Origin of the sequence: Halalkalibaculum sp. DA3122, from assembly GCF_043951865.1 — a bacterium.
Lineage (GTDB): Bacteria > Bacteroidota > Rhodothermia > Balneolales > Balneolaceae > JAMQKA01.
Map to the genome: position 1 here is coordinate 112,126 of NZ_JBINJF010000011.1, position 24,397 is coordinate 136,522.

General features: G+C 48.5%; 23 protein-coding genes. 17 read left to right on the forward strand and 6 right to left on the reverse strand.

What is annotated here, in order from left to right; all coding sequences use genetic code 11:
* Window positions 1-58 precede the first annotated feature (58 nt).
* The 3 genes from ACG2F4_RS09640 to mnmG all read right to left on the reverse strand — a co-directional run bounded on the left by ACG2F4_RS09640 (window position 59) and on the right by mnmG (window position 4,367).
* Complete coding sequence (locus ACG2F4_RS09640) at window positions 59-1,006, reverse strand: helix-turn-helix transcriptional regulator (RefSeq protein WP_395260198.1); 948 nt, start codon at window positions 1,004-1,006, stop codon at window positions 59-61.
* 774 nt (window positions 1,007-1,780) lie between these two features.
* Entirely contained in the window at window positions 1,781-2,413 is a 633-nt protein-coding gene (locus ACG2F4_RS09645) for a 16S rRNA (guanine(527)-N(7))-methyltransferase RsmG (RefSeq protein ID WP_395260200.1), read from the reverse strand.
* A gap of 64 nt (window positions 2,414-2,477) precedes the next feature.
* On the reverse strand, window positions 2,478-4,367 hold the full coding sequence (gene mnmG / locus ACG2F4_RS09650; protein ID WP_395260203.1) for a tRNA uridine-5-carboxymethylaminomethyl(34) synthesis enzyme MnmG: 1,890 nt from the start codon (window positions 4,365-4,367) through the stop codon (window positions 2,478-2,480).
* A gap of 292 nt (window positions 4,368-4,659) precedes the next feature.
* Here mnmG and ACG2F4_RS09655 point away from each other — a divergent pair, with 292 nt between their 5' ends.
* From ACG2F4_RS09655 to ACG2F4_RS09695, 9 genes are all read left to right on the forward strand, one after another.
* Window positions 4,660-5,697 (forward strand): methyltransferase, encoded by a 1,038-nt coding sequence (locus ACG2F4_RS09655; protein ID WP_395260204.1) that lies wholly within the window; start codon window positions 4,660-4,662, stop codon window positions 5,695-5,697.
* Window positions 5,698-5,703: 6 nt separating this feature from the next.
* The gene (locus tag ACG2F4_RS09660; RefSeq protein ID WP_395260206.1) at window positions 5,704-6,738 is read left to right on the forward strand and encodes a methyltransferase; all 1,035 of its coding nucleotides are present in this window, start codon (window positions 5,704-5,706) and stop codon (window positions 6,736-6,738) included.
* Window positions 6,739-6,849: 111 nt separating this feature from the next.
* Complete coding sequence (locus tag ACG2F4_RS09665) at window positions 6,850-7,815, forward strand: NAD-dependent epimerase/dehydratase family protein (protein ID WP_395260208.1); 966 nt, start codon at window positions 6,850-6,852, stop codon at window positions 7,813-7,815.
* A complete protein-coding gene (locus ACG2F4_RS09670; protein ID WP_395260210.1) occupies window positions 7,805-8,458 on the forward strand; it encodes a hypothetical protein in 654 nt (217 codons plus the stop codon). The genes ACG2F4_RS09665 and ACG2F4_RS09670 overlap by 11 nt, the downstream gene beginning before the upstream one ends.
* Window positions 8,459-8,505: 47 nt before the next feature.
* Complete coding sequence (locus ACG2F4_RS09675) at window positions 8,506-8,958, forward strand: SRPBCC family protein (RefSeq protein WP_395260212.1); 453 nt, start codon at window positions 8,506-8,508, stop codon at window positions 8,956-8,958.
* A gap of 39 nt (window positions 8,959-8,997) precedes the next feature.
* A complete protein-coding gene (locus tag ACG2F4_RS09680) occupies window positions 8,998-9,996 on the forward strand; it encodes an MBL fold metallo-hydrolase (protein ID WP_395260214.1) in 999 nt (332 codons plus the stop codon).
* 12 nt (window positions 9,997-10,008) lie between these two features.
* Window positions 10,009-10,842 (forward strand): helix-turn-helix domain-containing protein, encoded by an 834-nt coding sequence (locus tag ACG2F4_RS09685; protein ID WP_395260215.1) that lies wholly within the window; start codon window positions 10,009-10,011, stop codon window positions 10,840-10,842.
* A gap of 63 nt (window positions 10,843-10,905) precedes the next feature.
* A complete protein-coding gene (locus ACG2F4_RS09690) occupies window positions 10,906-11,556 on the forward strand; it encodes a cupin domain-containing protein (RefSeq protein ID WP_395260216.1) in 651 nt (216 codons plus the stop codon).
* A 13-nt stretch (window positions 11,557-11,569) separates the two neighbouring features.
* Window positions 11,570-12,205, forward strand: coding sequence for a cupin domain-containing protein (locus ACG2F4_RS09695; RefSeq protein WP_395260217.1), 636 nt, complete (start codon window positions 11,570-11,572; stop codon window positions 12,203-12,205).
* Window positions 12,206-12,459: 254 nt separating this feature from the next.
* Here ACG2F4_RS09695 and ACG2F4_RS09700 read toward each other — a convergent pair whose 3' ends face one another.
* Complete coding sequence (locus tag ACG2F4_RS09700; protein WP_395260235.1) at window positions 12,460-12,642, reverse strand: STAS domain-containing protein; 183 nt, start codon at window positions 12,640-12,642, stop codon at window positions 12,460-12,462.
* Between the two features lie 481 nt (window positions 12,643-13,123).
* Between ACG2F4_RS09700 and ACG2F4_RS09705 the strand changes: the two genes are divergently transcribed.
* From ACG2F4_RS09705 to ACG2F4_RS09715, 3 genes are all read left to right on the forward strand, one after another.
* Entirely contained in the window at window positions 13,124-14,038 is a 915-nt protein-coding gene (locus ACG2F4_RS09705) for a LysR family transcriptional regulator (protein ID WP_395260220.1), read from the forward strand.
* Window positions 14,039-14,146: 108 nt separating this feature from the next.
* Window positions 14,147-15,523: an MmgE/PrpD family protein gene (locus tag ACG2F4_RS09710; protein WP_395260237.1), complete on the forward strand. Its 1,377-nt coding sequence runs from the start codon at window positions 14,147-14,149 to the stop codon at window positions 15,521-15,523.
* A gap of 110 nt (window positions 15,524-15,633) precedes the next feature.
* Window positions 15,634-16,479, forward strand: coding sequence for a phosphosulfolactate synthase (locus ACG2F4_RS09715; RefSeq protein ID WP_395260221.1), 846 nt, complete (start codon window positions 15,634-15,636; stop codon window positions 16,477-16,479).
* A 327-nt stretch (window positions 16,480-16,806) separates the two neighbouring features.
* Here ACG2F4_RS09715 and ACG2F4_RS09720 read toward each other — a convergent pair whose 3' ends face one another.
* Window positions 16,807-17,121 (reverse strand): hypothetical protein, encoded by a 315-nt coding sequence (locus tag ACG2F4_RS09720; RefSeq protein WP_395260223.1) that lies wholly within the window; start codon window positions 17,119-17,121, stop codon window positions 16,807-16,809.
* A gap of 148 nt (window positions 17,122-17,269) precedes the next feature.
* A complete protein-coding gene (locus tag ACG2F4_RS09725; protein WP_395260225.1) occupies window positions 17,270-17,806 on the reverse strand; it encodes a hypothetical protein in 537 nt (178 codons plus the stop codon).
* A 327-nt stretch (window positions 17,807-18,133) separates the two neighbouring features.
* Between ACG2F4_RS09725 and ACG2F4_RS09730 the strand changes: the two genes are divergently transcribed.
* From ACG2F4_RS09730 to ACG2F4_RS09750, 5 genes are all read left to right on the forward strand, one after another.
* Window positions 18,134-19,300, forward strand: coding sequence for an Sb-PDE family phosphodiesterase (locus ACG2F4_RS09730; RefSeq protein ID WP_395260227.1), 1,167 nt, complete (start codon window positions 18,134-18,136; stop codon window positions 19,298-19,300).
* 543 nt (window positions 19,301-19,843) lie between these two features.
* Entirely contained in the window at window positions 19,844-20,755 is a 912-nt protein-coding gene (locus tag ACG2F4_RS09735) for a fasciclin domain-containing protein (protein WP_395260229.1), read from the forward strand.
* Between the two features lie 308 nt (window positions 20,756-21,063).
* Window positions 21,064-21,690 carry a hypothetical protein gene (locus tag ACG2F4_RS09740; protein ID WP_395260230.1) on the forward strand — a complete coding sequence of 209 codons (627 nt, stop codon included), beginning with the start codon at window positions 21,064-21,066 and terminating at the stop codon, window positions 21,688-21,690.
* 160 nt (window positions 21,691-21,850) lie between these two features.
* Window positions 21,851-22,183 carry a hypothetical protein gene (locus ACG2F4_RS09745; protein ID WP_395260232.1) on the forward strand — a complete coding sequence of 111 codons (333 nt, stop codon included), beginning with the start codon at window positions 21,851-21,853 and terminating at the stop codon, window positions 22,181-22,183.
* Window positions 22,184-22,605: 422 nt separating this feature from the next.
* A complete protein-coding gene (locus ACG2F4_RS09750) occupies window positions 22,606-23,211 on the forward strand; it encodes an RNA polymerase sigma-70 factor (protein WP_395260233.1) in 606 nt (201 codons plus the stop codon).
* The last annotated feature ends 1,186 nt before the right edge of the window (window positions 23,212-24,397 follow it).

The following is a 24,397-nucleotide window of genomic DNA, read 5'->3' on the forward strand; positions in this document are numbered from 1 at the left end:
AAATGGTATCGTCTTCTGCGTTGTGGATGAAAATCAGGAACAAAAGATACGATGCTATTTACCTGGTACTGTCAATCATATTATTTAGTAAATCTATTCTTTTTTCTATGAGATTTTCAGGATACACCACTTTTATATTGTTTCCAAATTGCAACAACCAGCTATTTATAAATTCCAGGTTATCGAAATTAAATTCTAACCTAAATAAATTAGGTTTTATTTCTTTTTGCCTAATAATCTTTGTCGGTAAATTGCTTTTAAAGCGGCGTAAAACCGGTTCGGATACATCTACCTTGATTAAATGAGATTTGCCGCCAAATCGAAAAATTAGGGCCTCTACGTCAATATCGGGTTTTGGAGTAAATGTTTCGTCCAATATTTTGACCTGCGACATGCGATCGAGCACAAAATTTCGGAAATCATCTCTTTTGTGGGACCAGCCGATCACATTCCAGTGGTCTCGATAGAAAACCAGCAGGTAGGGGTCGATTTTCCGCTCAGTTACTTCGCCCGTTGATTTGCTTAAGTACGAAAATTGAAGCTGCTTATTTTCAGAGGTCGCCGTACTTACCAGGTACCAGTTACCCCCTTCTTTTTTTTCGGGTCCGTAGTTAAGAAATGGATCTACAACCGTGCGTTCTTCCAGCGTCTCCATAAGCGATTTCAGTTCCCCGGGGAGCACCTCTTTTATTTTAAGCTCAACGCCCCTGGCATCCTCCACCATCGTTTTGTCGACTTGCGACTTCACAAAATTGAGTCCCACCAATATAGTAGCCAGCTCCCTCGAGGTAAACATCAGCGGGGGAACTTTGTAACCCCGCATTATGCCGTAGCCCTTGTGTTTATCCCAAGTGACCGGCACGTTCATCTCTGACAGGCTGTTAAAATCCCGAAAAACCGTGCGCCTGCTGACATTAAATTTTTCGGCTATATCATTGACGGTCAGTCGCTTGGTGGATTGCTGAAGCATTAATATCAGCTTCATGCGGCGTTCATTGCTATTCATGCTGTGGATTTAAAATGTTTATTAATTAGATATAAAAAACGGTTTTCTCAGGATCCCTGCAAAGAAGGTACTGCTGGTGAATTGTCTGGCTGAAGCGTGATAGGAGACAAGTAGAGGGCTTTGCAAAACCGTTGTTTTGCTCAATTCCGGCATTTTGGGGGGGGCTAAATCCTCATTTATAATGATATAAACTGCGGTTTCAAATCCGCTCAGGCTTTAGCCTTGAACAAAACTCCTGGTTTTTCAAAGCCTCAAGTAAACAATGCATTTTGCCAGGTATGCCATGGTAGCATTAATAAATTAATTGGAGATCATGTTACTGTTGAATAAGCCTCGTTAACGTATCCTGCATGTTTTCCAGTTGCAATGTTAAGTTGACCTTGAACGGTAAAGCTATTCGATGAAGATTGTAACTTTTGAGTTAAAGGTAACAGGTTTTATCAATCTCTCTAAGAGCGCGACATATTGGTTTCCGGTGGTTATAACAGGATTGAAAGTGTTAAAATAAACTAAATAGGGCCTTCCCCAGGCAGATGCTAACTCATGACCTGCCAGCAACTTGCAAGTCTAAATGGGTTATTAAATACAAGGTTTTTCCGCTAATTCCTCCAATTCATTGCATTTAATATGGTGAACACTCCCTGGACCGTGAACAAAACTACCATATATAACCAATGAAACTGGAGTACGACTCCCTCGGAATAAGGAATTCAGGATTTTGCAACAGCCCTATTAGTGTACAAGCAAAGGGTCTTGTAGCCAAAGCAAACATGATTATCGCTTAATGATGACAAGACCTTTCCCATCATAAAAATCAGGTCCTCGGGAAAGGCTAAAGCAGTCAACCTCCAGCGGTGTATCAATACTTTTTAATTCCTGCTGGAAGTCAATTCCTTTATAAAAAACTGCTGTATTCCACGGTTTGTCATGCGTCATATTCCAGAGCTCGTCAATTTTGAATGCGTGCTTGGAGATTAAAAGGGAAGAGGAGGGAAAGGGAATCTCTTGCACAGATCCTGTCTTGGAGAGGGCATTTTCAAGTTCTAAATTGATGAGGATTTGGCGAATGGCCATCACTTTTTTGGAAACGATATCATTCAGTATAAAAGATTTTTCGGGGGACACGATCGCCAGCGGAATTCCCGGGAGTCCGCCGCCGGTCCCGGCATCGACGACATGGTCGGCCTTCCGGTACACTGGAAACTGCGTTAAAATAAGCGAGTGACGGATATGCTCCCAGACCGTTTCACGTGAAACGTCGCGGCTGACCAGGTTCACCCGCTCATTCCACCAGAAAAGCCGGTCGAGGTAGGACTCCAAAGGGGAGCGGTACTTCTCAATCAGTTGGTCAACAGCTGTAAAGGTTTCACGTGAAACCTTTTGGCGATTGATGTGGTGATGTTCCACGTGAAACTATTTGAATTTGAAGTTATTGAAGGATGTGTTTGTTGGCATGCAAACAGGCAGGTGGTTAGTTTTTCAAGTATACCATGAGTACCGCCACGTCGCTGGCAGAAACCCCGCTAATACGGCTCGCTTGCCCGAGGGTTTCGGGGCGGATGCGGTCGAGCTTGTTGCGGCCTTCGGTTGAAAGGGAGTTGATCTTGTCATACTTCAGGGATTCCGGGATCTCCATATCCTCTTTTTCTTTCATCTCCTCTACCATTTCAAACTCTTTTTCGATGTATCCGGCGTATTTGATCTGGATTTCAACCTGTTCAAATACGAGTTCATCAGTGCTTATTTTTTCTGCTTTATCCCTGAGCTGGGGGTCGGCCTCGAGCAGGTTAAAGATAGATAGTTCGGGCCGGGGAATCAGTGTTTTCGCCTTGACTGGCTGGGAGAGCTGGGAGGTACCCTGCTGCCGAAGCATCGGGTCCATCTTTTCGGGGTAGACGGTATACTCCGCAAAAAGGTCATGTATCTGGTCGATCGCTTGTTTCTTGGTTTGGTACTGTTCAAATCGTTTGTCTGAGGCCAGCCCGATCTTGTGGCCGAGTTCTGTGAGGCGAAGGTCGGCATTGTCCTGGCGCAGCAAGATGCGATGCTCCGCCCGTGAAGTAAACATGCGGTACGGCTCCTCGGTGCCCTTGGTGATAAGGTCGTCGATCAGTACGCCGATGTAAGCTTCGGATCGTTTAAGGACAAGCGGCTCCTTTTCTTTTGATCTGAGGGCGGCGTTAATGCCGGCCATGAGTCCCTGGCAGGCGGCCTCTTCATAGCCGGTGGTGCCGTTGATCTGTCCGGCAAAAAAGAGTCCGTCTACTATTTTGGTCTCCATGCTGCGTTTAATCTGGTAGGGCGGGAAATAATCATATTCGATGGCGTAACCGGGGCGCAGCATCACGGCGTTTTCAAAGCCGGGAATCGTCTGCAGCGCCTTGTACTGTACATCCTCGGGGAGGGAGGTGGAAAACCCGTTCAGGTACATTTCGTAGGTGTCCCACCCTTCAGGTTCCAGGAATAGTTGATGGCTGTCTTTGTCCGAAAAACGATCGATTTTGTCTTCTATGCTCGGGCAGTAACGCGGACCTATAGACTCAATTCTGCCGGTAAACATGGGACTCCGGTCAAACCCGGAGCGTAGCACATCGTGAACTTTTTGGTCGGTATACCCGATCCAGCAGGTAAGCTGTTCATCCCGGGAGGGCAGTTGTTTTGTCATAAACGAAAAGGGTGAGGGATCTTCATCCCCATACTGGATCTCCAGTTTGTCATAGTTGATGGAGCGGCCGTCAAGGCGGGGCGGGGTACCGGTCTTGAGCCGTCCCACCTCAAAACCCAGCTTTTCGAGTGCAGCTGAAATACCGATTGAGGCTCGTTCGCCGGATCTTCCCCCGCCAAAATTTTTCAGTCCGATGTGCATCAGCCCGTTTCCAAAGGTACCGGTGGTCAGCACTACATTGTCGGCCAGGAAGACCTGCCCGGTCTGTGTTTTTACCCCTACGGCGTGTTTGCCCGCGTCATCGGTAAGTACGTCAATGACGTTGTCCTGCCTGAAATGAAGATTCTCCTTTTTCTCAAGCTCCATACGCATCGTTTTGCTGTAAAGCGCGCGGTCACTTTGGCAGCGGGGACTCCACATGGCCGGACCCTTGCTCAGGTTTAGCATCCGGAACTGTACCCCGGTTTGATCTGCAACAGTGCCGGTGAGTCCACCCAGGGCATCGATCTCGCGGACCAGCTGCCCTTTGGCAACTCCGCCAATTGCGGGATTGCAGGACATTTTGGCGATGGCATCCAGGTTCATGGTAATGAGCAACGTTTTGGCTCCCATCTCGGATGCGGCCCCGGCAGCTTCGCTGCCCGCGTGACCAGCTCCTACCACAATGACATCATATTTTGGATAAAGAGAATCCATAAACCTAATTAAGTAATTGTTTTTATTGGACTTATGTTTTTTTCTAGGAAACGGGCGACCTGAAAATACCAACGGTTTTAAAGCTCAGGTATTTCAAATCGTCGCACGACGTTTGTACGCATATCATTATAAAATAAGATTTTTATGAGAGAAAGCGTAGCTGGAGGAAGCATGGATTAATCCAGATGAGAAACTTGGCAAGGATAAAGGTAAAATGTAGAAATAAAGGTAAAATTTTAATATTTATATAGTTAGGGATAATTACATGTTTTAGATATAGTTGGGAGGGGTCATGCCACTACGTCCAAACGTTATCGAACGTCAGCTGATTAAATGGGGATTGATACCGGGATTACTCCTGGATGGGGCTATTCCCACGTTTTTAGTCAGCGCCATACTGGGAGCCGGGGAGATTGAGCTTTTCAAAACTCTGCGGCAGGAGCCGGTTGCACTCGAACAGCTTGCCCGCAAAACCGGGTGCAATGAACGGGCCCTGGAAAACCTGCTGAATGTGCTCGAACCGCTGGGATATGTCAGCAAGAAGAATGACACCTACTCGCTTACAAAGTATGCCAAAAAATCTATCCCGATCGATCTGTTCAGTGGCATGGTACCCTTTATCAAAGAACAGAACCTGTTAAACCTGCAGCATGTCAACCGGGCGTTAAAAGAAGCTCCCGAAGAAGGGGTAATCGGGTGGGATTCGGTAAAAGACGGTGAAATAGGGCGCAGCTACCAGGTGACTATGCGCTGGCTGGCACGCTCCACGGTGGAAGAGGTGACCAAAAAGATAAAGTTGCCAAAAGGATCTCAAAAGATGCTGGATATTGGCGGAAGCCACGGGTTGTACTGCGTGGAGATGTGCCGGAAATATCCCGAACTGAAAGCCACGGTACTGGACTGGCCGATCGGCATCGAAAATGCGAAGGAAACCCTGCAGCAGGAAACCGACGTGGCCGATCAGATCGATACGCTGGAAGCCGATTTTTTTGAGGATGAATTTCCAGAGGGTTACGATTATGCCTTTTTAGGGAATATCATTCACGGAAACAGGCCGGAGCAAAATCAGGCGCTGTTCAACCGGCTGGGAGAAAAGTTAACCGACAAGGGTACCATCGGCATCCTCGATCAATTCGATAATGTATCGGGATCTCAATTTACCCGTGCCACCGCTTCGTTAATCGGCTGGAACCTATTTCTCTTTTCCAATGGCCGGGCGTATGAAGTGAATGAGGTAAAAGGCTGGTTGAAAAGGGCTGGATTCCCAAACTCAATGGTGAAGCCATTGAGGAAGAGCCCGGGGTTCACGCTTCTAGTCGCAACTAAATAGCATGTTATGCCTTTAAAACCGAACTTTATAGAACGCTTTTTGATCAACAGGGGAACTATTCCCGGCATTCTTACAGATATGGGCCTTCCCATGTTTCAATTCTTTGCCATGATCGGAGCGATGGAAACCGGTTTTTTTAGATATTTATATGAAGAGCCGGCCAACCTGGAAACTTTAGCCGAAAAAATGAACGCCTCCGAGCGGGGACTTGAAAACTTGGTGAAGGCTCTGGAACCGATGGGATATGTGACCCGGAAAGATGGCAAGCTCGCATTGAGCAAAATGGCCAAAGATATGCCAATAGATCTGCTGGAGACGATGGCTCCCTATTTTCGTCACCAGGCTGCCCACACTCTGCCTTATGTAGCGCGCGGAATCAAGGAAGCCCCGGAAAACGGAGTATATGGCTGGGAGCACGTCAAAGGCGGAGAAGTGGGGCGCGGGTACCAGGCCTCCATGCGCTGGCTGGCCTCCGGCACGGTGGATGAAGTGGTTGGCAAAATTGACCTGCCCGAGGGAGCCGCATCCATGTTGGATGTGGGAGGAAGTCACGGATTATATACGGTTGCTTTTTGTGAAAAATATGACGGGTTGAAAGGCACGGTTCTGGATTGGGAAATTGGTCTGAAAGAGGCTCAAAAAACACTGGAAGAGCATCCCGAAATGGCGGACCGCATTGATCTCGTGGAACGGGATTTTGAAAAGGACGAACTTCCGGGAGGATACGACTTTGCTTTTTTGGGAAACATTATTCACGGAGTGAGTCCAGAGGGAAACCAGGAACTGTTTCAAAAATTATCGAAAGCTACCACCAACCGGGGGATGGTGGCCATCGTGGATCAATTTGCGGGAATCAAGGGATCAAAATTTGCCAGGGCGGTAGCCGGTCTGGCCGGACTGAACCTGTTTCTTTTTTCGGGTGGCCGTTCCTACCCCTTCGATACGGTTCAGGAGTGGCTTGCGGATGCGGGTTTTACCAAAACAAAGCTTAAAAAGCTGAAGCAGCCCGGGTTTTCACTTTTGGTCTCTCAAAAAGAGTAGTGATATGTCAGCGAAAAAACTAAACCTGCCAGGTTTAGTTTTGATTTTATGATAAAGGCAACTATTAAGTGAAACCTGACAGGGTTTCGAATATAGAAAAAATACTGTGCTATGAAATGCTTCATTACAGGAGCCACAGGATTTATCGGTTCAGCCGTTACGGAGTTGTTGCTTGAGAAAGATCATGAGGTAACCGGCCTGACGCATTCCCTGGAAAAAACCGATATGCTGCGCAAAAAGGGAGTGCGACCTGTTGTAGGGGATATGCGGGAGCCCCAAAAATGGATCTCGTCAGTGAAGGGAACAGATGCAATTATTCATACCGCCACAATTCCGGTTCCCTCCAGGCCCAGCAAGCGTTATCTGAAAGAATTGAAAAGTGCCCAGGAAACGGTAGTCAGGAGTTTGGTTGAATCGGCGACCTCCTGCAATGTTTTTGTTTATACCAGCGGCATGACTGTTTACGGTTCCGGCAATGAAACTAGAACAGAAGAATCGGAAATCGATCCGGTTGAATTGGCGAAACCCTATGTGATTGGTGAGCGGCTGCTGATGGATGCCTATGAAAAAAATGAGTTTCCCGTGATGATTCTGCGTCCCGCCGGGGTGTACGGAGACGGCGGAATCTTTGCAAAATACTGGACCACGCCCATCTCCAAAGGCAAGTGGTCAACCTACCCGGGCAACGGCAAACAGGTGAAATCATTTATTTCGGTGAAGGACTGTGCCCGCGCTTATGTGAAAGCGGTAGATGACCCGATGCCTGGTGAAATGTTTAATGTCGCAGATGATGAACCGGTAGCCTTCGGCACGTTTATCCGGTATTTGGCAGAAAAGATGAATGCTCCCAAACCTTTCGGCATTCCGGCACCTATCTTCCGATTACTGGGTGGAAAAATTTTAGGGGAGATGCTTTTAACGGATATGATTCTCAGCAACAAAAAAATGACTCATAAACTGGCTGTGACACTAAAGTATCCCACATACCGGGAAGGGATCACGGCACTGGCAAATAAATACAAACGCAATCATGACCCTCATACAGTAGAACAAAAGGAGGAAAACCATGGGTCTTAAAGAGAACTACAACCGGTTTATACGATACGGACTGATTCTCATCGGCCTGGCCGGATTTATTTTTGCTATTGGCGATGCCCTTATTCCACAGGAAGGAGACATGTTTAACGCCGCCGGAGACCCGGAAGGTTTTGCTGAGCTGGTAACCACCGACAATTTCCGACTTTGGGCCGCGCGAGGACTTATCGGGGTTCCGCTGGAAGTCATCGGCACAATCGCTCTTTTCCTTGGGCTGGCGGGGACATTCCGCGAGAAGTTAGCTTTTTGGGGAATGTTGCTCTGTATTCTCGGCGACCTTTTTGGAGTCAGCATTTTCATGTTTGCCTACTTCGTGTTCCCGGAAGCCGGCCAACTGATTTTAGAAGGAATTATAGCCGCCTCTTCCGTAGCCGACGTGAGCCGATTGATGCCCGTGTTTGGAGCCGGTTTTCTCATCACTTTCATCGGTTTGATTCTGTTTGCGGCAGCAATCTGGAAGGCGGAAGAACGGTTCCCAAAGTGGTCTGGAATAGTCGTCGTCATAGGTTTTGTACTGCTTCTGATACAAACGTCCTATGTGATTCAAATCCTGGCTAATGTATTGTGGGGATCCGCTTACTTGTGGATGGCAGCCTATAGCTGGCACAGATTTTCCAACGAGTAAACCTGCCAGGTTTAAAAACAAAATTCGTCACACAAAACCAGAATCTCATGCCTAGAGTAGAAATCAAAAAGCATATTCAGGCATCTCAAGAACAGGTGTGGGAATGTATCAGTGACATTGAAAAAGCGCCGGAGTGGGTGGTAGTAATGAAATCACTGGTTGAAACAACGGAAAACCCGGTTCGGGAGGGAACGGTGTACCGGGAATCTTCAAAAATCGGCCCGAAAGAGTCCGAAACTGAATGGAGGGTCACCCGGTTTGATGCCCCACACGTGCAGGTCCATGAGTGCAGCGAATCCGACTTCAAGGCCACGTTGACGATGCGGGTTGAAGACAACGGAGACGGCAGCAGCACGCTGTTCCACACCACCGAGTATCAGCTAATGCCTAATTTCCGTCCACTGGGCTGGCTGGTGGAAACGTTGGTAATCAAAAAACGGATGCACAAAAATCTTCGTCAGTCGGTTGACAACTGCAAGCAGTTGATTGAAACCGGTTAGCGAACCCGAACTTAGTGTTAAAATTCGGGGAGATTCCCAATGGTAAAAATATTTAAGATACTGGCGGCAGCACTTCTGGCATTTTTCCTGTTGGCTACCGGGGGTATATCCGTGTCATTCTATTTTCATAATAAAGGGGTTGCCCAGGCTAATGAAGAATACCGGGAATACCAGCCTCCCCAAATCCGGAATTTCGGCAGCACCAACAGGTTATCCATTCTTCCACTGGTAAACTGGCATACGTCAAACCCCGATTTAAAAACCGAGATGGGGGTCTCCTACCTGGTAAAAACAGACTCCGCTACCATATTATTTGATTTGGGCCAGAATGCAGATGGAGAAAGCCCTTCACCCCTGGAATATAATATGGGCCGACTGGAAATCTCTCTGGATGAAATTGATATAATTTTTATTTCACATAACCACTTCGACCATGTGGGCGGCCAGAAATGGGTGGATGAAGGAAGCTTTTCATTGGGTAACGAACAAAAAGATCTGAGTGGGAAAAATGTATTTACCCCGGTCCCTATGACCTACCCTGCTATTTCACCCACTCATACGCCTGATCCCACCGTCATTACTGAAGGAGTGGCAAGCATCGGCACCATTCCCCGCAAACTGTATTTTGGACGGATTGACGAACAGGCACTGGCCGTCAACCTTGAAGGAAAGGGATTGGTGGTAATTGTGGGTTGTGGACACCAGAAGCTATCCCGGATTCTTGAGAGAACAGAAGCTGTATTTGAGGAACCCATTTATGGAATTATCGGAGATTTACATTATCCCGTACCGGAGGGGCGGATCAACGTGCTTGGCCTGAACATGCAGCGTTTGGTGGCTTCGGGCGAAGGTCCGCTAAATCCGATTGAATACGAGGACGTTTTGAATAATATTGAACGTTTACAATCCCGGGACATCGGTATTACAGGTGTGGGTGGACACGACAGCAGCGATGAAGTGATTGAAGAATTCAAAGATGCATTTGGCCCGAAATACAGGTACGTAGAAGTGGGAAAATGGATTAAAGCAGGAAACTAATGATTGAGGGTAATGTTCAAGCAGAAAACCATTCATAACCTGGCGTTTACTAAATTCCGCAGCCCGACTCTTCTGGGTTTTATTAAGGATATCGTTGAAGTTCGGGGCCATGCCGTGGAAACCACCAAGCGGCTCTACCCGCGAAATACCCCGGAAATTCTTATTAATCTTGCACAGCCGATTCGGGGAAATGTAAGGGGCAAAACAGCCGTTATCGAGCAGTGCACCATTCAGGGCAGCAAAACGGAATTTGTGAATGCCTGGCATCCCCGGAACTGTCATTTCATAAGTATACGGTTCACCCCAAACGGGTATTACAAATTGCTGGGAGTTCCTCAAAAATCGTTTACCGATCATGTACTGCAACTTGAAGATATTATGGACAGGGAGTTGGAAGCCCTCATTTCAACTCTTCAAGAAGCGCCAACAACGATTAAACGTTTTCAAATCTTAAAAAAATGGCTCCAGAGTATAGAGCCCAAAACCAATCATAATTCGCAACTAATCTCCGATTTTATCCTCAATCAATTCAACCGGAAGCCAGGGCTCACGGTCAAACAGCTTACCGACAAAACGGGTTTCACCCGTAAGCACCTGGTTCAGCGTTTCAAGGAAGAAGCGGGACTTACCATCAAGCAATACCAGAAAATCCACCGCATCTACCGGGTATTAAAGGAAATCGACAACACAGACCAGATTTCATGGGCCCGCATAGCCTGTCAATATGGTTTTTACGACCAGAGTCATTTCATCAGGGATTTTAAACGATACACCGGTTTCACCCCGTCTGATTATCTGAAATCAAGAAATATCCCCGAAAAGCATCGTAAGCTAAGCTGCAGGTAACATTTTTACAATACTTTATTCCAGCCGGGAGCTATGTTCAATAAAAAAGAGGAAATCCCGGTTATGGATAGTCTTAAAAGAGTATTACTCGGAATTTTGCTGGTTCTTGCCAGCTATCTTTCGGTGGGATATTTCCTGCACCTCATCGTCTTTCCCGAAGCCAGGCCCGATATTGAAACCTACTTTGAACCCGGAGATGTGATCGACTCTGAGGCAGGCGGAACCACCTTAACCGTTGAAAGACAGGAAGGAGACCATCTGATTCTCACGCTGGAAGTCGCTCCCCATTCGGAGGGGCCTCCCCTTCACATCCATACCGGCTGGGAAGAGACCTTTATCATTGAATCTGGGAAGATAAATCTGCACGTGAATGGAGAAGAAAAAGTGCTCGAAGCCGGAGAGCGGTTTACGGTTCTGCCGGGGACTCCCCACAGACCCTATAACTCCTTTGATGAACCTGCGGTAATCAGCGGGGTGGCCATGCCGGCTCAATTTGTGGTGTATCTGAATCAGGCCTACGGATTTCTGGAGGAAGACCCGGATAATGCCACGCCGCCAGAGATCATATTCCAGATGGCCATGTTCAACCCGTATTTCGACTCGTATTTGGGTGAGGGTCCCCCGGTAATGGTCCAGAAAGTGCAAAATTTTCTGCTTGTGCCTCTGGCAAGGCTGATGGGATACAAATCTTATTACGAAAAATACAAGCTCTAATAAACCAGGATCAATGATGATACTTCTCGGAATTGGATTATTCATCGCGAGTTACTTGTCTGTAGGCTACCTCTTTCACCTGATTATTTTCCCGGAAACCCGACCCGACCCAGAGCGATATTTTGAGCCGGGTGATGTCTTTGAGACCAGGAGAGGAGGAAACAAGCTAGAGGTGTTGAGCCGGGAAGGTGATAACCTGCAGCTTAAGTTGACATTCAATCCTAATGCCAATGGGCCTCCGGTGCATATTCAAACCAAGTGGGATGAATACTACAAAATCCGGTCGGGTGAACTGACACTTACCATGGACGGGGAGGAGCAGAAGCTCGGTCCCGGAGAAGAGATTACCATTCCGCGGGGAGTTCCCCACAAACCCTCGAACCCGGCGGATGAGCCCGTGGTGTGTGAAGTGATTATGCCGGCCCAATTTGTTGTGTACCTCAGCCAGATTTACGGGTTTATGGACGAAGACGAAAAAAACGCCGAACCTCCCCGGATGATTTTCCAGATGGCCCTGTCTAACCAGTATTTTGACTCCTACCTCGGGGAAGGGCCTCCGGTTTGGCTTCAAAAAATCCTCAATTTTCTGTTACTACCGGCCGCCCGGCTGATGGGATATAAATCGTTTTATGAGAAGTATCGCATATGAAAATATATTTTGATATAGGTAAAAATGAAGTTTTACGGGTCGTTTTATATAAATCAGCTATCGAGCTAGCGGAAAAAAGTCGAAAGGAAGAAGCTGCATCCGTTGATACCGAAAAACCTGGCATAGCTTAAAATGGCAGTGATGCGTTGAATACTGTGGTTATCCAGGCGTGAGACGAAGCATTCAGCCACATACTCGTTGGACATTGTACGGGAATGAGAATTTCTCCTCGTTACTCTTATTCAGAGCGATATTCAGGCCAGGTGTGATTTTTCTTCGCTTTCTTCCTCAAGGTTTTCCACAGCGTGACTGATATCCAGGTAGAACTGGTCGGGTCCTATGACGTCGTCAAGGCCGGAACGTCTGAAGATATCCCGCACCGGCCCCTTGACGCCGGTAAACATAACATCGACGCCGCGTTTTTTATATTCATTCAGCCTCGGGTGTTATTCTAGGATATACCTGCACCTCCGACCCAATCGCCAGACCCATGCGATTGGCCCATCCTCCTCAAGGAGGGACTGTTTCCTTGCCATTTCAAGGCAAACAGGCATCCGGTTGAGACAATTATGCCGAACTCAGGTTAATTTATAAGCGGTGAAACAGGGTGTTCATATTTTGAATGATCAAAAAACGGACCTTTAGATTCTCGTTAGTAAAAAGTTCCATCTTGTCATAAGATATATTGTAACCTTTTGCCTGCCATTAGGTTAAATTTATCCCAAGCTATATCGTGATAAATACGGGCTGAAGAGAGCGGAGTTATTTTTTAACCGATAAACGCGTTATTATTACCGGGAGGAAAGAAATCAGTATTGGACAACAGTGAACCTCCGATGGCGGATGCCATCTAAGTTATAGAACGCACGTCCTTCAACTCTGAAGAAAACATCCCAAACACCAGGTAAACCAAGGGTGATGAATTTTAATCAGCTGAACTATATTATTGCGGTCGATACCTATCGAAATTTTACCAAGGCTGCTGAACATTGCGACATCGCCCAGTCTACGCTGAGCAAGGAAATTCAGCGGCTGGAGCAGGAATTTGATATCGTCATTTTTGACCGCTCCCGCCATCCCGTCGTTCCCACCATGAAAGGAGAGGACCTGTTGCAGCAGGCGCGGGAGATACTGGAAGCAAAGGAAAAGTTCATTTCAATTGCCCGGAAAAAAGACAACGAGCCGGTCGGCTCACTGACGTTGGCGGTGCAGCAGAGCCTGGCTCCCTACCTGGTACCATTGTTTATTCAGTCGCTGTCAAAAAAGTATCCCGGGCTGGAACTCTTCATCTCGGAAGTGGGCCTGCAGGAGATGGAAGAGCAGTTCGAAGAAGGGCGCCTGGATATGGGTATCATCATATCACCCTACCGCAGGGAAAATGCCTACGAAACGCCCCTCTTCAAAGAGCCATTCGTGGTTTATCTGGATCGGAATCACCCGTTGACAGCTCACGAAAAAATCAAGGTCTCGGATATTCCCCTCGAGGAGACGATCCTGCACGAAGAGATCCGTAACCTTTTTGTGGACAGTGGAGAAACGGGAGCGGAGATCTCCCTGGTCAAAAAATTAAAAAATATCACCTACACCAGCGGCTCCCTGGAAACCATTCGCAAAATTATTGATTTGAACGGGGGACTCACGCTACTGCCGGAGCTGGCCTGCATGTACATGGGCAACCGCCGAAAAGAGATGGTTCGCCGCTTTGAGCCCCCGGTTCCCTCCCGCACCATAAGCATGGTCACGCCGCGCGGTTTCCAGAAAAAGCGCCTGACCAAGGTCGTACGCCGCGAAATCCTGAACAACCTTCCCTCCCAGCTCGAGGTTTTCGGCTGACCCTCATCGATTCAGGCGATGGCAGTAATCGCCTCTCCCTTATTGAGAATCGTTCTAAATAAGGCTTCCTTGGCTAGTGAACGATGAACAATAAACGGAGGATCAATGATGACCCGAATTGAAGAGTTGGCAACATTCGTTACCGGAAAAAAATTTGAAGACCTGTCGGGAGAGGCAGTACGGGAGCTTAAAATAAGGCTCCTTGATTCACTTGCCTGTGCCATCGGCGCGCAGGAGGGAGCCCCGCCCCGGCGAATCAAGGCGCAGCTTGATGATTTCGGGGGCAACCCGCTGGCCACCCTCATCGGCGGGGGCAAGACCGCTCCCGACCGGGCGGCATTCTACAATTCGGCCCTGGTGCGCTACCTGGATTATAACGACAGCTACCTGGCCAAAAATGAAACAGGTCACCCCTCAGACAATATCGGCAGCGTGCTGGCCGCCGCAGAATATGCCGATCGCTCCGGGAAAGATTTTTTGACGGCCCTGGGCGTCGCCTACCAGGTGCAGTGCCGGCTGAACGATGAAGCCCCGGTCCGCGATAAAGGATTTGATCACACCGTGCAGGGGTCGTACAGCGCGGCGGCGGGCGCTTCTGCGGCACTGGGACTCAATGCCGCGCAGGCCGCCAACGCGCTGGCGATTGCCGGAACCGCCTACAATGCGCTACGCGTGAGCCGCACGGGAACCCTCTCGAACTGGAAAGGGCTGGCCTTCCCATCTGCCGGGTGGACGTCAACCCATGCCGCTTTCCTGGCGATGCGGGGAATCACCGGGCCAGAAGAAGTTTTTGAAGGCAACAAGGGGTTTGAGGAGTCGATCGCCGGCCCGTTTTATATCGACTGGAGAAATGAGGACCTGGAGCGGGTGAATTCCACCATCATCAAAAAATACAATGCGGAGATCCATTCACAGTCGACCCTGGAGGGGGTAATCGAGCTTCGGGAGCGTCACGATATCGATCCCGATACGATTGAGAAGATCGAGCTCAATACCTTTGATGTGGCATACCATATCATCGGCGGCGGAGAAGAGGGAGACAAGAAAAATATCCGGACCAAGGAGGAGGCCGACCACAGCCTGCCATATATGATTTCGGCGGCGCTGCTTGACGGCAATGTCCTGCCCGCCCAGTACAAGCCTGAGCGGATCCGGCGCGGGGATATCCAGTCGCTGCTGCAAAAAGTGGAAGTCCGCGAGAAACAGGAATACTCCGACCGCTTCCCCGGCGAAGAAGCCTGCGATATCACCATCCACTTTAAAAACGGGGAAGCGGTGAGTATCGAAAAGCATGACTACGAGGGGTTTCACACGCGACCCGCCTCCTGGGATTTCATCAGCGAAAAATTTCACCACCTGGCCGGCCCTTTTGTGGAGCCGGAGCTGGAGGAGCAGGTTGTCGATCTCGTCAGGAATTTTGAGCAGTACCAGGTTACTGATTTAACCGCACTGCTTGCCCGCGTCCACCCCGTGGCAGCTTCGTGACGGGCCGGCCACAGTTCACCGGAGAGATCCGAGTATTCAATGAAGGAACAGAAATTGTTGAACAGAATTTTTTGGAACAACTCACCAAACAGCAAAAAAGGAGAAAGACCATGGAAACAGAAACCAAAGACTTCAAGGTAAATCCAATCGCATTTGACTGGCTCAAGCGCAACGATCGTGAAACAAAGCCGCGAACCAGCGGTCTCACAGAAATCCGTGCGGCCTACTATTCCAACTTTGGTCCCCGGTACTTTCGTGACATCCTGGAGACCAGCGGCAACTATGTAGACAGCATCAAGTTTGCCGGAGGCTCCTTCACCTTTATGAATCCAGAGAAGATCCGGGAGATCAACGACCTGGCACACGAATATGGCACGCTGGTTTCCACCGGCGGGTTCATGGAGTATGTAGTGACGCAGGGCAGAGACGCAGTCAAAAAGTACATCGGGGAGTGCAGGGAGCTCGGTTTTGATATCATCGAAATTTCTACCGGCTTTATCTCCATTCCCTCCGACGACTGGCTGCGGCTGATCGAGGATGTGCAGTCCGCCGGACTTAAAGCCAAGCCGGAAATCGGTATCCAGTTTGGTGCCGGCGGCGACACCGCGCAGGAGGCGCTCGAAAACCAGGGAGTGCAGGATGTGGATTATGCCGTAAAACAGGCCAAACGTTTCCTTGATGCGGGTGCCTACCTTGTGATGATTGAATCCGAGGGAATCACAGAAAATGCCGATCCCTGGAGAGTGGAAGTGCCTGCCCGGTTTATCAACGGGCTGGGGCTCGAAAAGCTGATGTTTGAAGCGGCCGACCCCAGGGTATTCAAGTGGTATATCAAAAACTACGGTCCCGAAGTGAACCTTTTCGTGGATCACAGCCAGATTGTACAGCTTGAGACCACCCGCCAGGGCATATGGGGCACCAACGACATCTGGGGAAGAGTTGTCACCTACAAGTAGGGCAGGCAACACCAGGTCTGGCAACAAATACGGTAATCGGATAAACAGAGGAGGGGCCGGAAACCGAAACGGCTCCTCCTTATAATAATTGAACTTAGATCCAGGGTATTTGGTAAACCCGTTATACCTAATGAGCTAACCCGGATTATTTACGAAACAGAATTTATTACAGCTTGAGACATTGATATTATTGTATATAGCGAGAATAACCGGCAGCTCAATTTTGCGCGGTCATTTCCCCTTCGCCTCGTGCACAACTAAATTTCTTGGTGAATAATCCGGGCTAACAAAGAAATTCAAAGCACTACGGTTTTGCCCTTCAATGCGTTATTGCGCATCGAGGAAGTCGACGATCGCTTTCCAGACGGCTTCCAGCTTTTTGTCCGCTTCCGCCTCAAAAATAGTGTCGTCATCGACCACCACCTGGCAGCGATTGCCAGCGATATGGACGGTATGTCCCAGGTCCTCCTCAATCTTGATGACGACCGGCATCAGCCATTTCCAGGAGATGTGAAATTTCAGATCTTCCGTCGCGAGAAAGGCCAGCGGTATATCCTTGACATCTTCCTGTTCAATCTTAATGGTGCTGTCCATGAAGTTTTCTATTAGGCTGTTGCCGTCTGTAATTTCCTGGTAAGTCATGATGTAATAATGCGATTAGGTTTTTGATCACGATCGAAGCGTGCGGCACTCCGAAAACGAAGCTGTAATATATTATAAAATAGTACAACCCTGAAAAAGGACCGGGGACCGGTCAGGAACGGATTTCTGGTCAAAATCCGTCGAGATACTACAGCTTCCTTTCGTAATGGATACGCCAGGCCAGGTTCCATGTCTGACCGCTGTCAGGAGAGGTTTTCCAATCCCATGTAAAGGAGCTGTCCGTAATATTGTAAAAAACCATCCTTTTCAGCAGGCGGTTTCCATCTGTGCCCGGACCTTCCGTGGTGAATATTCGTTTATTTCCTTCAAACACCCCTTCAAAGTCGATGTACTCGCTGCTGTCATCCACCCATGTTTGTCGCCATTTGCCCGTTGTTTTCTGGTAGACCGAAAAGCTCTTTCCCTCGTAACCGGCAAAACGTCCTGATTTTGCCTCAAAGTTTTCCAGCAGCACATTGCCATCCAGGATCTTCTCAACCGTGCTGGTTCCCGTTTCTATCACCCCGTTGGGAGCTTCCCAGGTAAGATCCCAGGTGCCTACCCAGAAATCGAAGTACTCCTCCGGTTCCAGCTGGTTGAGATCAACCTGTCCGCTGGCGGCAGCGGGAACCAGTACAACCGGCAGGGCGATTGCCAGGACAAGAATTTTTTTGATCGAGTTCATATTGCTGTCAATAGAGAATTGGAAGAACGGGGGGATACATACGGACGCCCCTGTTGCATATCTGAAATTAAGAAGCATGATCCGGCAATAGGGCTGTTATCTTTCACGCGTTATGTTATTTTATTTAAATCGTACTTGTTAAAGAGGGCTTTGCGAAACCCTCAATTCCTCGTTCTGAGGGAGTTGTACTCCCGTTTTAACGGTCACCAGGGGCGGTAGTACAATCTACCTCCCAACAAAATGGAAGGTTCTGCTCTACCCGGTAATAAAACAGTGTTAACAAACTGTTTATAGTTAATTAACCTCCTAACGTTACCTTTTATTCTTATGGATAAAGTTATAAAAGTTTTCTCTATTCTTATTCTTTCCGCGCTCTTTGCCCTGCCTGTCTTTGGCCAGACAGATGGGCACGGGCACAGCCATACCCACGGCCATGATCACGAGCATGACCAAAAAATCACCTTCCCCGACATCCCGGGATATCACACGTTGAAAACAGATTTTCACATGCACACCGTATTTTCGGACGGCAGCGTGTGGCCCGATATCCGGGTGAAGGAGGCGCTGCGCGAGGGGCTCGATGTAGTCGCATTTACAGAGCACCTGGAGTATCAGCCCCATGAAGAGGATATTCCGCATCCCGACAGAAACCGGTCGTACGAAGTGGCAATGAATTCCGCGGAAAATACCGGATTGACAGTGGTGAACGGGTCGGAGATTACGCGGGATATGCCGCCCGGTCACTCGAACGCGGTATTTGTAAAAGATGCCAACAAGCTGCTGGTGGATGACGCGATGGAGTCGTTTGAGGAGGCCAACCGGCAGGGCGCGTTTGTATTCTGGAATCACCCGCACTGGACCGCCCAGCGGAAAGACGGAATTGCCCGGCTCAGCGATATGCACCGGCAGCTGATCAGCAAGGGGCTCCTCCACGGTATTGAGGTGGTCAACGTGCAGACCTATTCGGAGGAAGCACTGCAGATCGCACTCGACCATGACCTGACGATTATGGGCACTTCGGATATTCATGGTCTTACGGACTGGGAGTATGATATCCCGCACGGCGGCCACCGGTCCATTACGCTTGTTTTTGCCGAGAGTGAAACCAAGCAGAGCATTAAGGAGGCACTGGTGGAGGGACGCACGGTAGTCTGGTTTAAAGATACCTTTATCGGCCACTCCGAGTATCTTGTTCCCTTGTTGGAAGAGTCGATCCGGTTTCAGTCGGCGGGGTACCGGGGCGACACCTCGGTGCTGGAAGTGGTAATTAAAAACCCCACCCACTCGGAATTTATACTCAAAAACGAAAGTCCCTACAGTTTTCACGAAGATGCGAACCTGTTCACCCTTGAACCCAACAGCACCAAAACCCTGCTGGTCAAAACAGAAGAAAAACGGAACAACGTAACGTTGCCGTTTACAGTGATGAATGCGATCTACGCCCCGGAGGCCCATCCCACCATTGAAGTGAATTTGAAACCGGGAGTAAACTAACAGGGACAGCTGGTCAGGTAGTATCCAATAAAAAAGCTGTTTTCCCAACCGAGGTGTCCCTTTCGTCTTGATCCAAAAGGAACTCAACAATCAAGGCGGCGAATGGGGCACACGCTGCAGCCTGTGCAGGCGCGGATGTTGATGGTCCGTTGCGCCGGCTGCCCGCTATCAAAGTCCTCACCGGCAGAACATCCACAAACGCCTGCTTCGGCTTCCGCGCCCCATTCACGGCCGAAAAAGCCGATTTATATTTTTTGTCCTGTCTCCTCGTCAGACAGAAATTCGTCAGGTTGACGCGGCGTTGTTCATCATTACTTATTCTTCATTCTTCATTTTTAATTCTTAATCCCCCCGGAAAAGGACAGCCTCATTAAAGACCTGCCCCAGGAAATTAAGAAACAATGTTAAGGCTGGAAGCCAGTAGAACTCACGTTAGTTACACCCTTTACCGAGTGTGTATTATTTAGTGAAAATAGCCTGAAAAGGAATATAACTGAACGGTTATTTAACGAGTAAAATCTTAATCAACTCAAAAGGGAACCTATGACTACCGTTACAAGCATAAAACAATATATTTATTCAGCCACCTGTATACTGGGGATACTAACCTTTGCTGCCTGTGATCTTAACAGTGGGTCCGGTTCGGAGCCGCAGCTCAATATTATGGAAACCGCGCAGAGCTATTCCGAACTGGAGCGTTTTGTAGAGGCGGTTGAGGATGCGGAGCTGGAATCGGTGTTGACCGGTACCGGGCCTTATACAGTATTTCCGCCGACCAACGAGGCATTTGACAATTTGCCCGATGAAATGAGGGATACCCTTTCCAACGATCAGATGGCCGGGATTCTTGAGTATCACATCATTGAAGATGAGTTCTATGGCAGCGATTTTGAAGAGCGCCAGGCGCTGGAGACTCGGGAGGGAGGCAATCTCTATTTTGTACTTGACGACAGTATCTACGTTAACGATACGACCGCCGTCATTGCAGGTAATATACAGGCTACCAATGGACTCGTACACGCCGTGGATCAGGTGTTACTGCCGGACCGGTTTCTTCCCGTATTCGATATTATTGGCAAGCGGTACGCGCTCCAGACTTTTGAGGAGGGCATCCGGGAGGCCGAAATGGCGTCGATGCTGCAGGAGGATCATGAAGAGGGCTATACAGTTTTTGTGGCCCCGGAGTCCGTATTTGAAGAGCAGTCGCTGCCCGACGACCCGCAGGAGCTGGAAAGCCAGTTAAGCTATCACATCGCTCCCGGTAAAATAGCAGCGGATGACCTCGTCGACGGTCAAACGATTGAGACGGTTCACGGCAAAGAGATCAGCATTGGACGAGAAGGGGATACCATAACCATCAACGGGAATGCAGTCGTCACCGAACCCGACCTGGCCGGCACCAACGGGATTGTTCACATCATTGATGCGCTTCTTGATCCCTCTGCTGAGCAGTAACAGGTTTCTGCGAAAGAAAATGAGCCTGCCACGCATCGATTTGTGTCATTTACCGGCAGGCTCAACGTTCAACGCAGCTAAAAGGTCAATTTCGCAGCCTATTACATACTGTAATGATAATTTGGCAGTAAAAAACGGTATAAGTTATGGTCATTCATAAAGTTACATGATTCTATCCAAAATACTCGTGAGAAATCCGGGGTACAACTCCCTCAGAACGAATAAGTGAGGGTTTTGTTAAGCCCTCTTAAAAGTAATTGCGATATACGGATCGAATAAAAAAGCTAATAGAAAAACTGAACACACGTATGAAAAAACAGGTTGTTCTATTGATCGCACTTCTGTTGAGTCTATCGGCAATTCAGCAAATCCACGGCCAGGAGACTGAAACGCTGTTTGACGGGGTTGCATCTCACGGCGGATTCGGAGGTCCCGTGATCAAGATAAGCGATGTGGCGGGCACCCCGGGCGTATGGGTCGGAGGCCGGGGTGCCTGGCTTATCAACCTGAAACAGGGCGGGCGTGCCATTTCGCTGGGTGGCGGGGGATTCGGTCTTGCCACCGATCACAAAGTGCCCGATCCCAATTATGGCGAGCCCGGGACCGATTATTACACGGATATCGGTTACGGCGGGGTAGAAGTGGAGTTCTACGACCGATCGCATCGGCTCATTCACTATACCGTGTCGGCCATGGTTGGCGGTGGCAGTTTGAGTACGAGAATGGACAACGACATGGAATATGAAGGCGAAGATTCCTTCTTCCTGTTTGAACCGGGCGCCAATATCGAGTTGAATATCACCGGTTTTTTCCGCATTGCAGCGGGACTGAGCTATCGATTTACCAACGGCATTAGCAGGGCGGGCTTTAGTGACGGTGATTTTTCCGGAATCGCCGCAACCATGACCTTCAAATTTGGACAGCTGAGACGGTGAGATCATGACAGGGAAGTTCATTTTTTCATCGATGAAAAAACGAACCATATGAAATCGCCGGCGGGGGATGGGAATTATGAATGAAGAATTAGAAATGATGAATTTCGAAGGGGTGATCGTATGAACGTATTAAGCAATTATTCCGAAACCGGAAGAACTTTTGTCTGACGAGGAGATGGAGCAAAAATATAGATTGGCCTTTCCGGCCTTGAATGGGGCGCGGAAGCCGAAGCAGGCGGGGGTGGATGTTGCACCGGTGATGGCTTTGATAGCGGGCAACCAGTGTGACGGACCATCAACATCCACGCCTGCACAGGCTGCAGCGTTTGCCCCATTCGCTGCCTTGATTTTTTACGTTCCTTTTGGATCAAGCCAAAAGGGACACCTCTTCTTTAAAAAAACTGCTACTATTTTCTTGTTGGGGCTTTCTAACCATCCTTCCCTGTTCATTTTTATACGGCCCAAAAACGAACATTTATTCAGGGGAATGTAGCTAATAACCGTAAGTTTGCATCTTGCCTCCTGCTGAAAACTTAAAATTCTGTTTATTGGATAAAAATGTAAGGGTAGCCGGCTTTTCAATCGTAACCCTTTCCGAATAGTCAGAGAATAATTTGAAGCAGGATTATTTCTGGAGACATGATGATTCACAATCTACGTAGCTGGAAGGGAACGTTTTTCCCTAAACCCTAAGTATCCACCCAGCTCGTGGTTGAGCTGGAGTGGATCTCCTTAAGAGGGGGGAATTACTGAGAAACCGGGAGCTATTGCTCCGTTAAAAGTTGGAAAACTGCCGGAACATAAAAACGGGATTATTAGAGTAGCACTTTGGTTGCAGCAGCCGTAGGTTTAAAAAAGGGATTAATTTTGGGATAGCAGTGCAAACACAACAGCCGTCATAGTATGGGATAAAGGATGAGCAGGAAGAAGCCTGGTAAAAACGGGGAAAAATTACTTATCCAGCGCATACGCGAGGGAGAGGAGTATGCCTTCGAGATCGCCTTCCTGAAGTATCACACGCCCCTGTGCCGGTATATATGGAAGTATGTTCGTTCGGAGGAGCTGTCCAAAGAGATCGTACAAGAGGTCTTTACCGATGTGTGGGACGATCGCAAAAACCTGAGTCCCTCCGGGCACCTGCGAGGATTTTTATTCGAGATCGCCCGAAACAAGGCACTGGATTATATTAAACACCAAAAAATTGTAGACCGGTATATATCGGAGGCCAAAAAGAAGAAGCGGGAAGATTTTTTTCAGCGAATCCATCACAGGGAGTCAGACGACCGGGAGTTTATTGAGGCGGTTAAAGCGGAGATTGCCAACCTGCCGCCCCGTGGACGCGAAATATTCGAGCTAAACAGAAAAGAGGGGCTCACCTACCGGGAGATATCGGACTATCTCGACATATCGATAAAAACGGTGGAAACGCATATGAGGAGAACGCTGCAAAAACTGAGAGACCGCCTGTCGGCCTATATTCCCACCCTGCTGATATATGGGATGGTACAATTTCTTTTTTAACGAATTGGAAATACTTTTCTGTTTTATTAAGCCACCCTATCACTTTTCTTTGTTCTTTTTTCATCGATAAAAAAAGGAACCAAAAAAATCGCCGGCGGGGGATGGGAATGATGAATGTAGAATTAAGAAAGATGAATTTCGAAGGAGGAGGTCGTATGAACGAGTTATAGCACCATTCTCCTACCGGAAGAATTTCTGTCTGATGAGGAAGAGGCCATAAATGCCAACCGGCCTTGAATGGGGCGCGGAGGCCGACGCAGGGGGTTGTGGATGTTGCACCGGTGAGAACCTTGATAGCAGGCAGCCAGCGGGACGGACCATCAACATCCACGCCTGTACAGGCCGGAGCGGGTGCCCCATTCCCAGCCTTGATTGTTGAGTTCCTTTTGGGTCAAGCCAAAAGGAACACCTGTATTATAGGAATAGGTCTCTCTTTCTTTTGGAGTTTTATTCGCTTCTTTTCTTGTTCATTTTTTCGACGAGGAAAAAACGAACCCAAAAAACTCGCCGCCTGAGAATTTTTTGTGGCGTTTCCTGCGCCGCCGCTATAACCATTGAACTCGATCCGCTTAAAAACGCGGATCTCAGACAACAATGGTTTCTTTACGCTCTGGCTCCGGGCACTTTACTCCACAAAAATTTCTATAGGGCGGAAGGGAAATGATGAATTTAAAATTTAGAATGAAGAATGGGTCTTGGTGGGCAGCGGAAAATGGCAGCCTGGCTTTCCCGGCCTTGGTAAAGTTGACCGCCCGGAAGGGTGCGGAGGGGAGCGTGAAGAAAAAATCTGTGATTTTTTTAGCGGAGCGACGCCCCCTTCAGGTCAAGTTTACCTCCGCCGGCGATTTTTTTCGTTTATTTTTTCATCGGTGAAAAAATGAACACCCCCGGATTAGTAGTAGAGGGCTTTTAAAAACCTTCAACCCCTCGTTCTGAGGGAGTTGTACTCCCGTTTAAAAGGGAAATAAGGTCAGTCCCACCTTCCAACACAATAGCAGGTGCTGCAAAGGCCCCTAGCAGGCAGCTCCAACGGTTTTTACCGGGCAATAGTAATTAAAAATCAGGAATGAAAAATTGAGAATTGGTTTTGATGGGCAGTGAATAATTGTAGATCTGCCTTCCCAGCCTTGAATGGGGCGCGAAAGCCAAAGAAAAATCCAGTACAGACGCGACATGTCGCGTCTCA

What these genes read in the sequence shown, in the direction of transcription:
- ACG2F4_RS09640 (WP_395260198.1), bottom strand. Translation starts at nt 1,006, where the DNA reads ATGAATAGCAATGAACGCCGCATGAAGCTGATATTAATGCTTCAGCAA.
- mnmG (WP_395260203.1), bottom strand. Translation starts at nt 4,367, where the DNA reads ATGGATTCTCTTTATCCAAAATATGATGTCATTGTGGTAGGAGCTGGT.
- ACG2F4_RS09655 (WP_395260204.1), top strand. Translation starts at nt 4,660, where the DNA reads ATGCCACTACGTCCAAACGTTATCGAACGTCAGCTGATTAAATGGGGA.
- ACG2F4_RS09660 (WP_395260206.1), top strand. Translation starts at nt 5,704, where the DNA reads ATGCCTTTAAAACCGAACTTTATAGAACGCTTTTTGATCAACAGGGGA.
- ACG2F4_RS09665 (WP_395260208.1), top strand. Translation starts at nt 6,850, where the DNA reads ATGAAATGCTTCATTACAGGAGCCACAGGATTTATCGGTTCAGCCGTT.
- ACG2F4_RS09670 (WP_395260210.1), top strand. Translation starts at nt 7,805, where the DNA reads ATGGGTCTTAAAGAGAACTACAACCGGTTTATACGATACGGACTGATT.
- ACG2F4_RS09675 (WP_395260212.1), top strand. Translation starts at nt 8,506, where the DNA reads ATGCCTAGAGTAGAAATCAAAAAGCATATTCAGGCATCTCAAGAACAG.
- ACG2F4_RS09680 (WP_395260214.1), top strand. Translation starts at nt 8,998, where the DNA reads ATGGTAAAAATATTTAAGATACTGGCGGCAGCACTTCTGGCATTTTTC.
- ACG2F4_RS09685 (WP_395260215.1), top strand. Translation starts at nt 10,009, where the DNA reads ATGTTCAAGCAGAAAACCATTCATAACCTGGCGTTTACTAAATTCCGC.
- ACG2F4_RS09690 (WP_395260216.1), top strand. Translation starts at nt 10,906, where the DNA reads ATGGATAGTCTTAAAAGAGTATTACTCGGAATTTTGCTGGTTCTTGCC.
- ACG2F4_RS09695 (WP_395260217.1), top strand. Translation starts at nt 11,570, where the DNA reads ATGATGATACTTCTCGGAATTGGATTATTCATCGCGAGTTACTTGTCT.
- ACG2F4_RS09705 (WP_395260220.1), top strand. Translation starts at nt 13,124, where the DNA reads ATGAATTTTAATCAGCTGAACTATATTATTGCGGTCGATACCTATCGA.
- ACG2F4_RS09710 (WP_395260237.1), top strand. Translation starts at nt 14,147, where the DNA reads ATGACCCGAATTGAAGAGTTGGCAACATTCGTTACCGGAAAAAAATTT.
- ACG2F4_RS09715 (WP_395260221.1), top strand. Translation starts at nt 15,634, where the DNA reads ATGGAAACAGAAACCAAAGACTTCAAGGTAAATCCAATCGCATTTGAC.
- ACG2F4_RS09720 (WP_395260223.1), bottom strand. Translation starts at nt 17,121, where the DNA reads ATGACTTACCAGGAAATTACAGACGGCAACAGCCTAATAGAAAACTTC.
- ACG2F4_RS09725 (WP_395260225.1), bottom strand. Translation starts at nt 17,806, where the DNA reads ATGAACTCGATCAAAAAAATTCTTGTCCTGGCAATCGCCCTGCCGGTT.
- ACG2F4_RS09730 (WP_395260227.1), top strand. Translation starts at nt 18,134, where the DNA reads ATGGATAAAGTTATAAAAGTTTTCTCTATTCTTATTCTTTCCGCGCTC.
- ACG2F4_RS09735 (WP_395260229.1), top strand. Translation starts at nt 19,844, where the DNA reads ATGACTACCGTTACAAGCATAAAACAATATATTTATTCAGCCACCTGT.
- ACG2F4_RS09740 (WP_395260230.1), top strand. Translation starts at nt 21,064, where the DNA reads ATGAAAAAACAGGTTGTTCTATTGATCGCACTTCTGTTGAGTCTATCG.
- ACG2F4_RS09750 (WP_395260233.1), top strand. Translation starts at nt 22,606, where the DNA reads ATGAGCAGGAAGAAGCCTGGTAAAAACGGGGAAAAATTACTTATCCAG.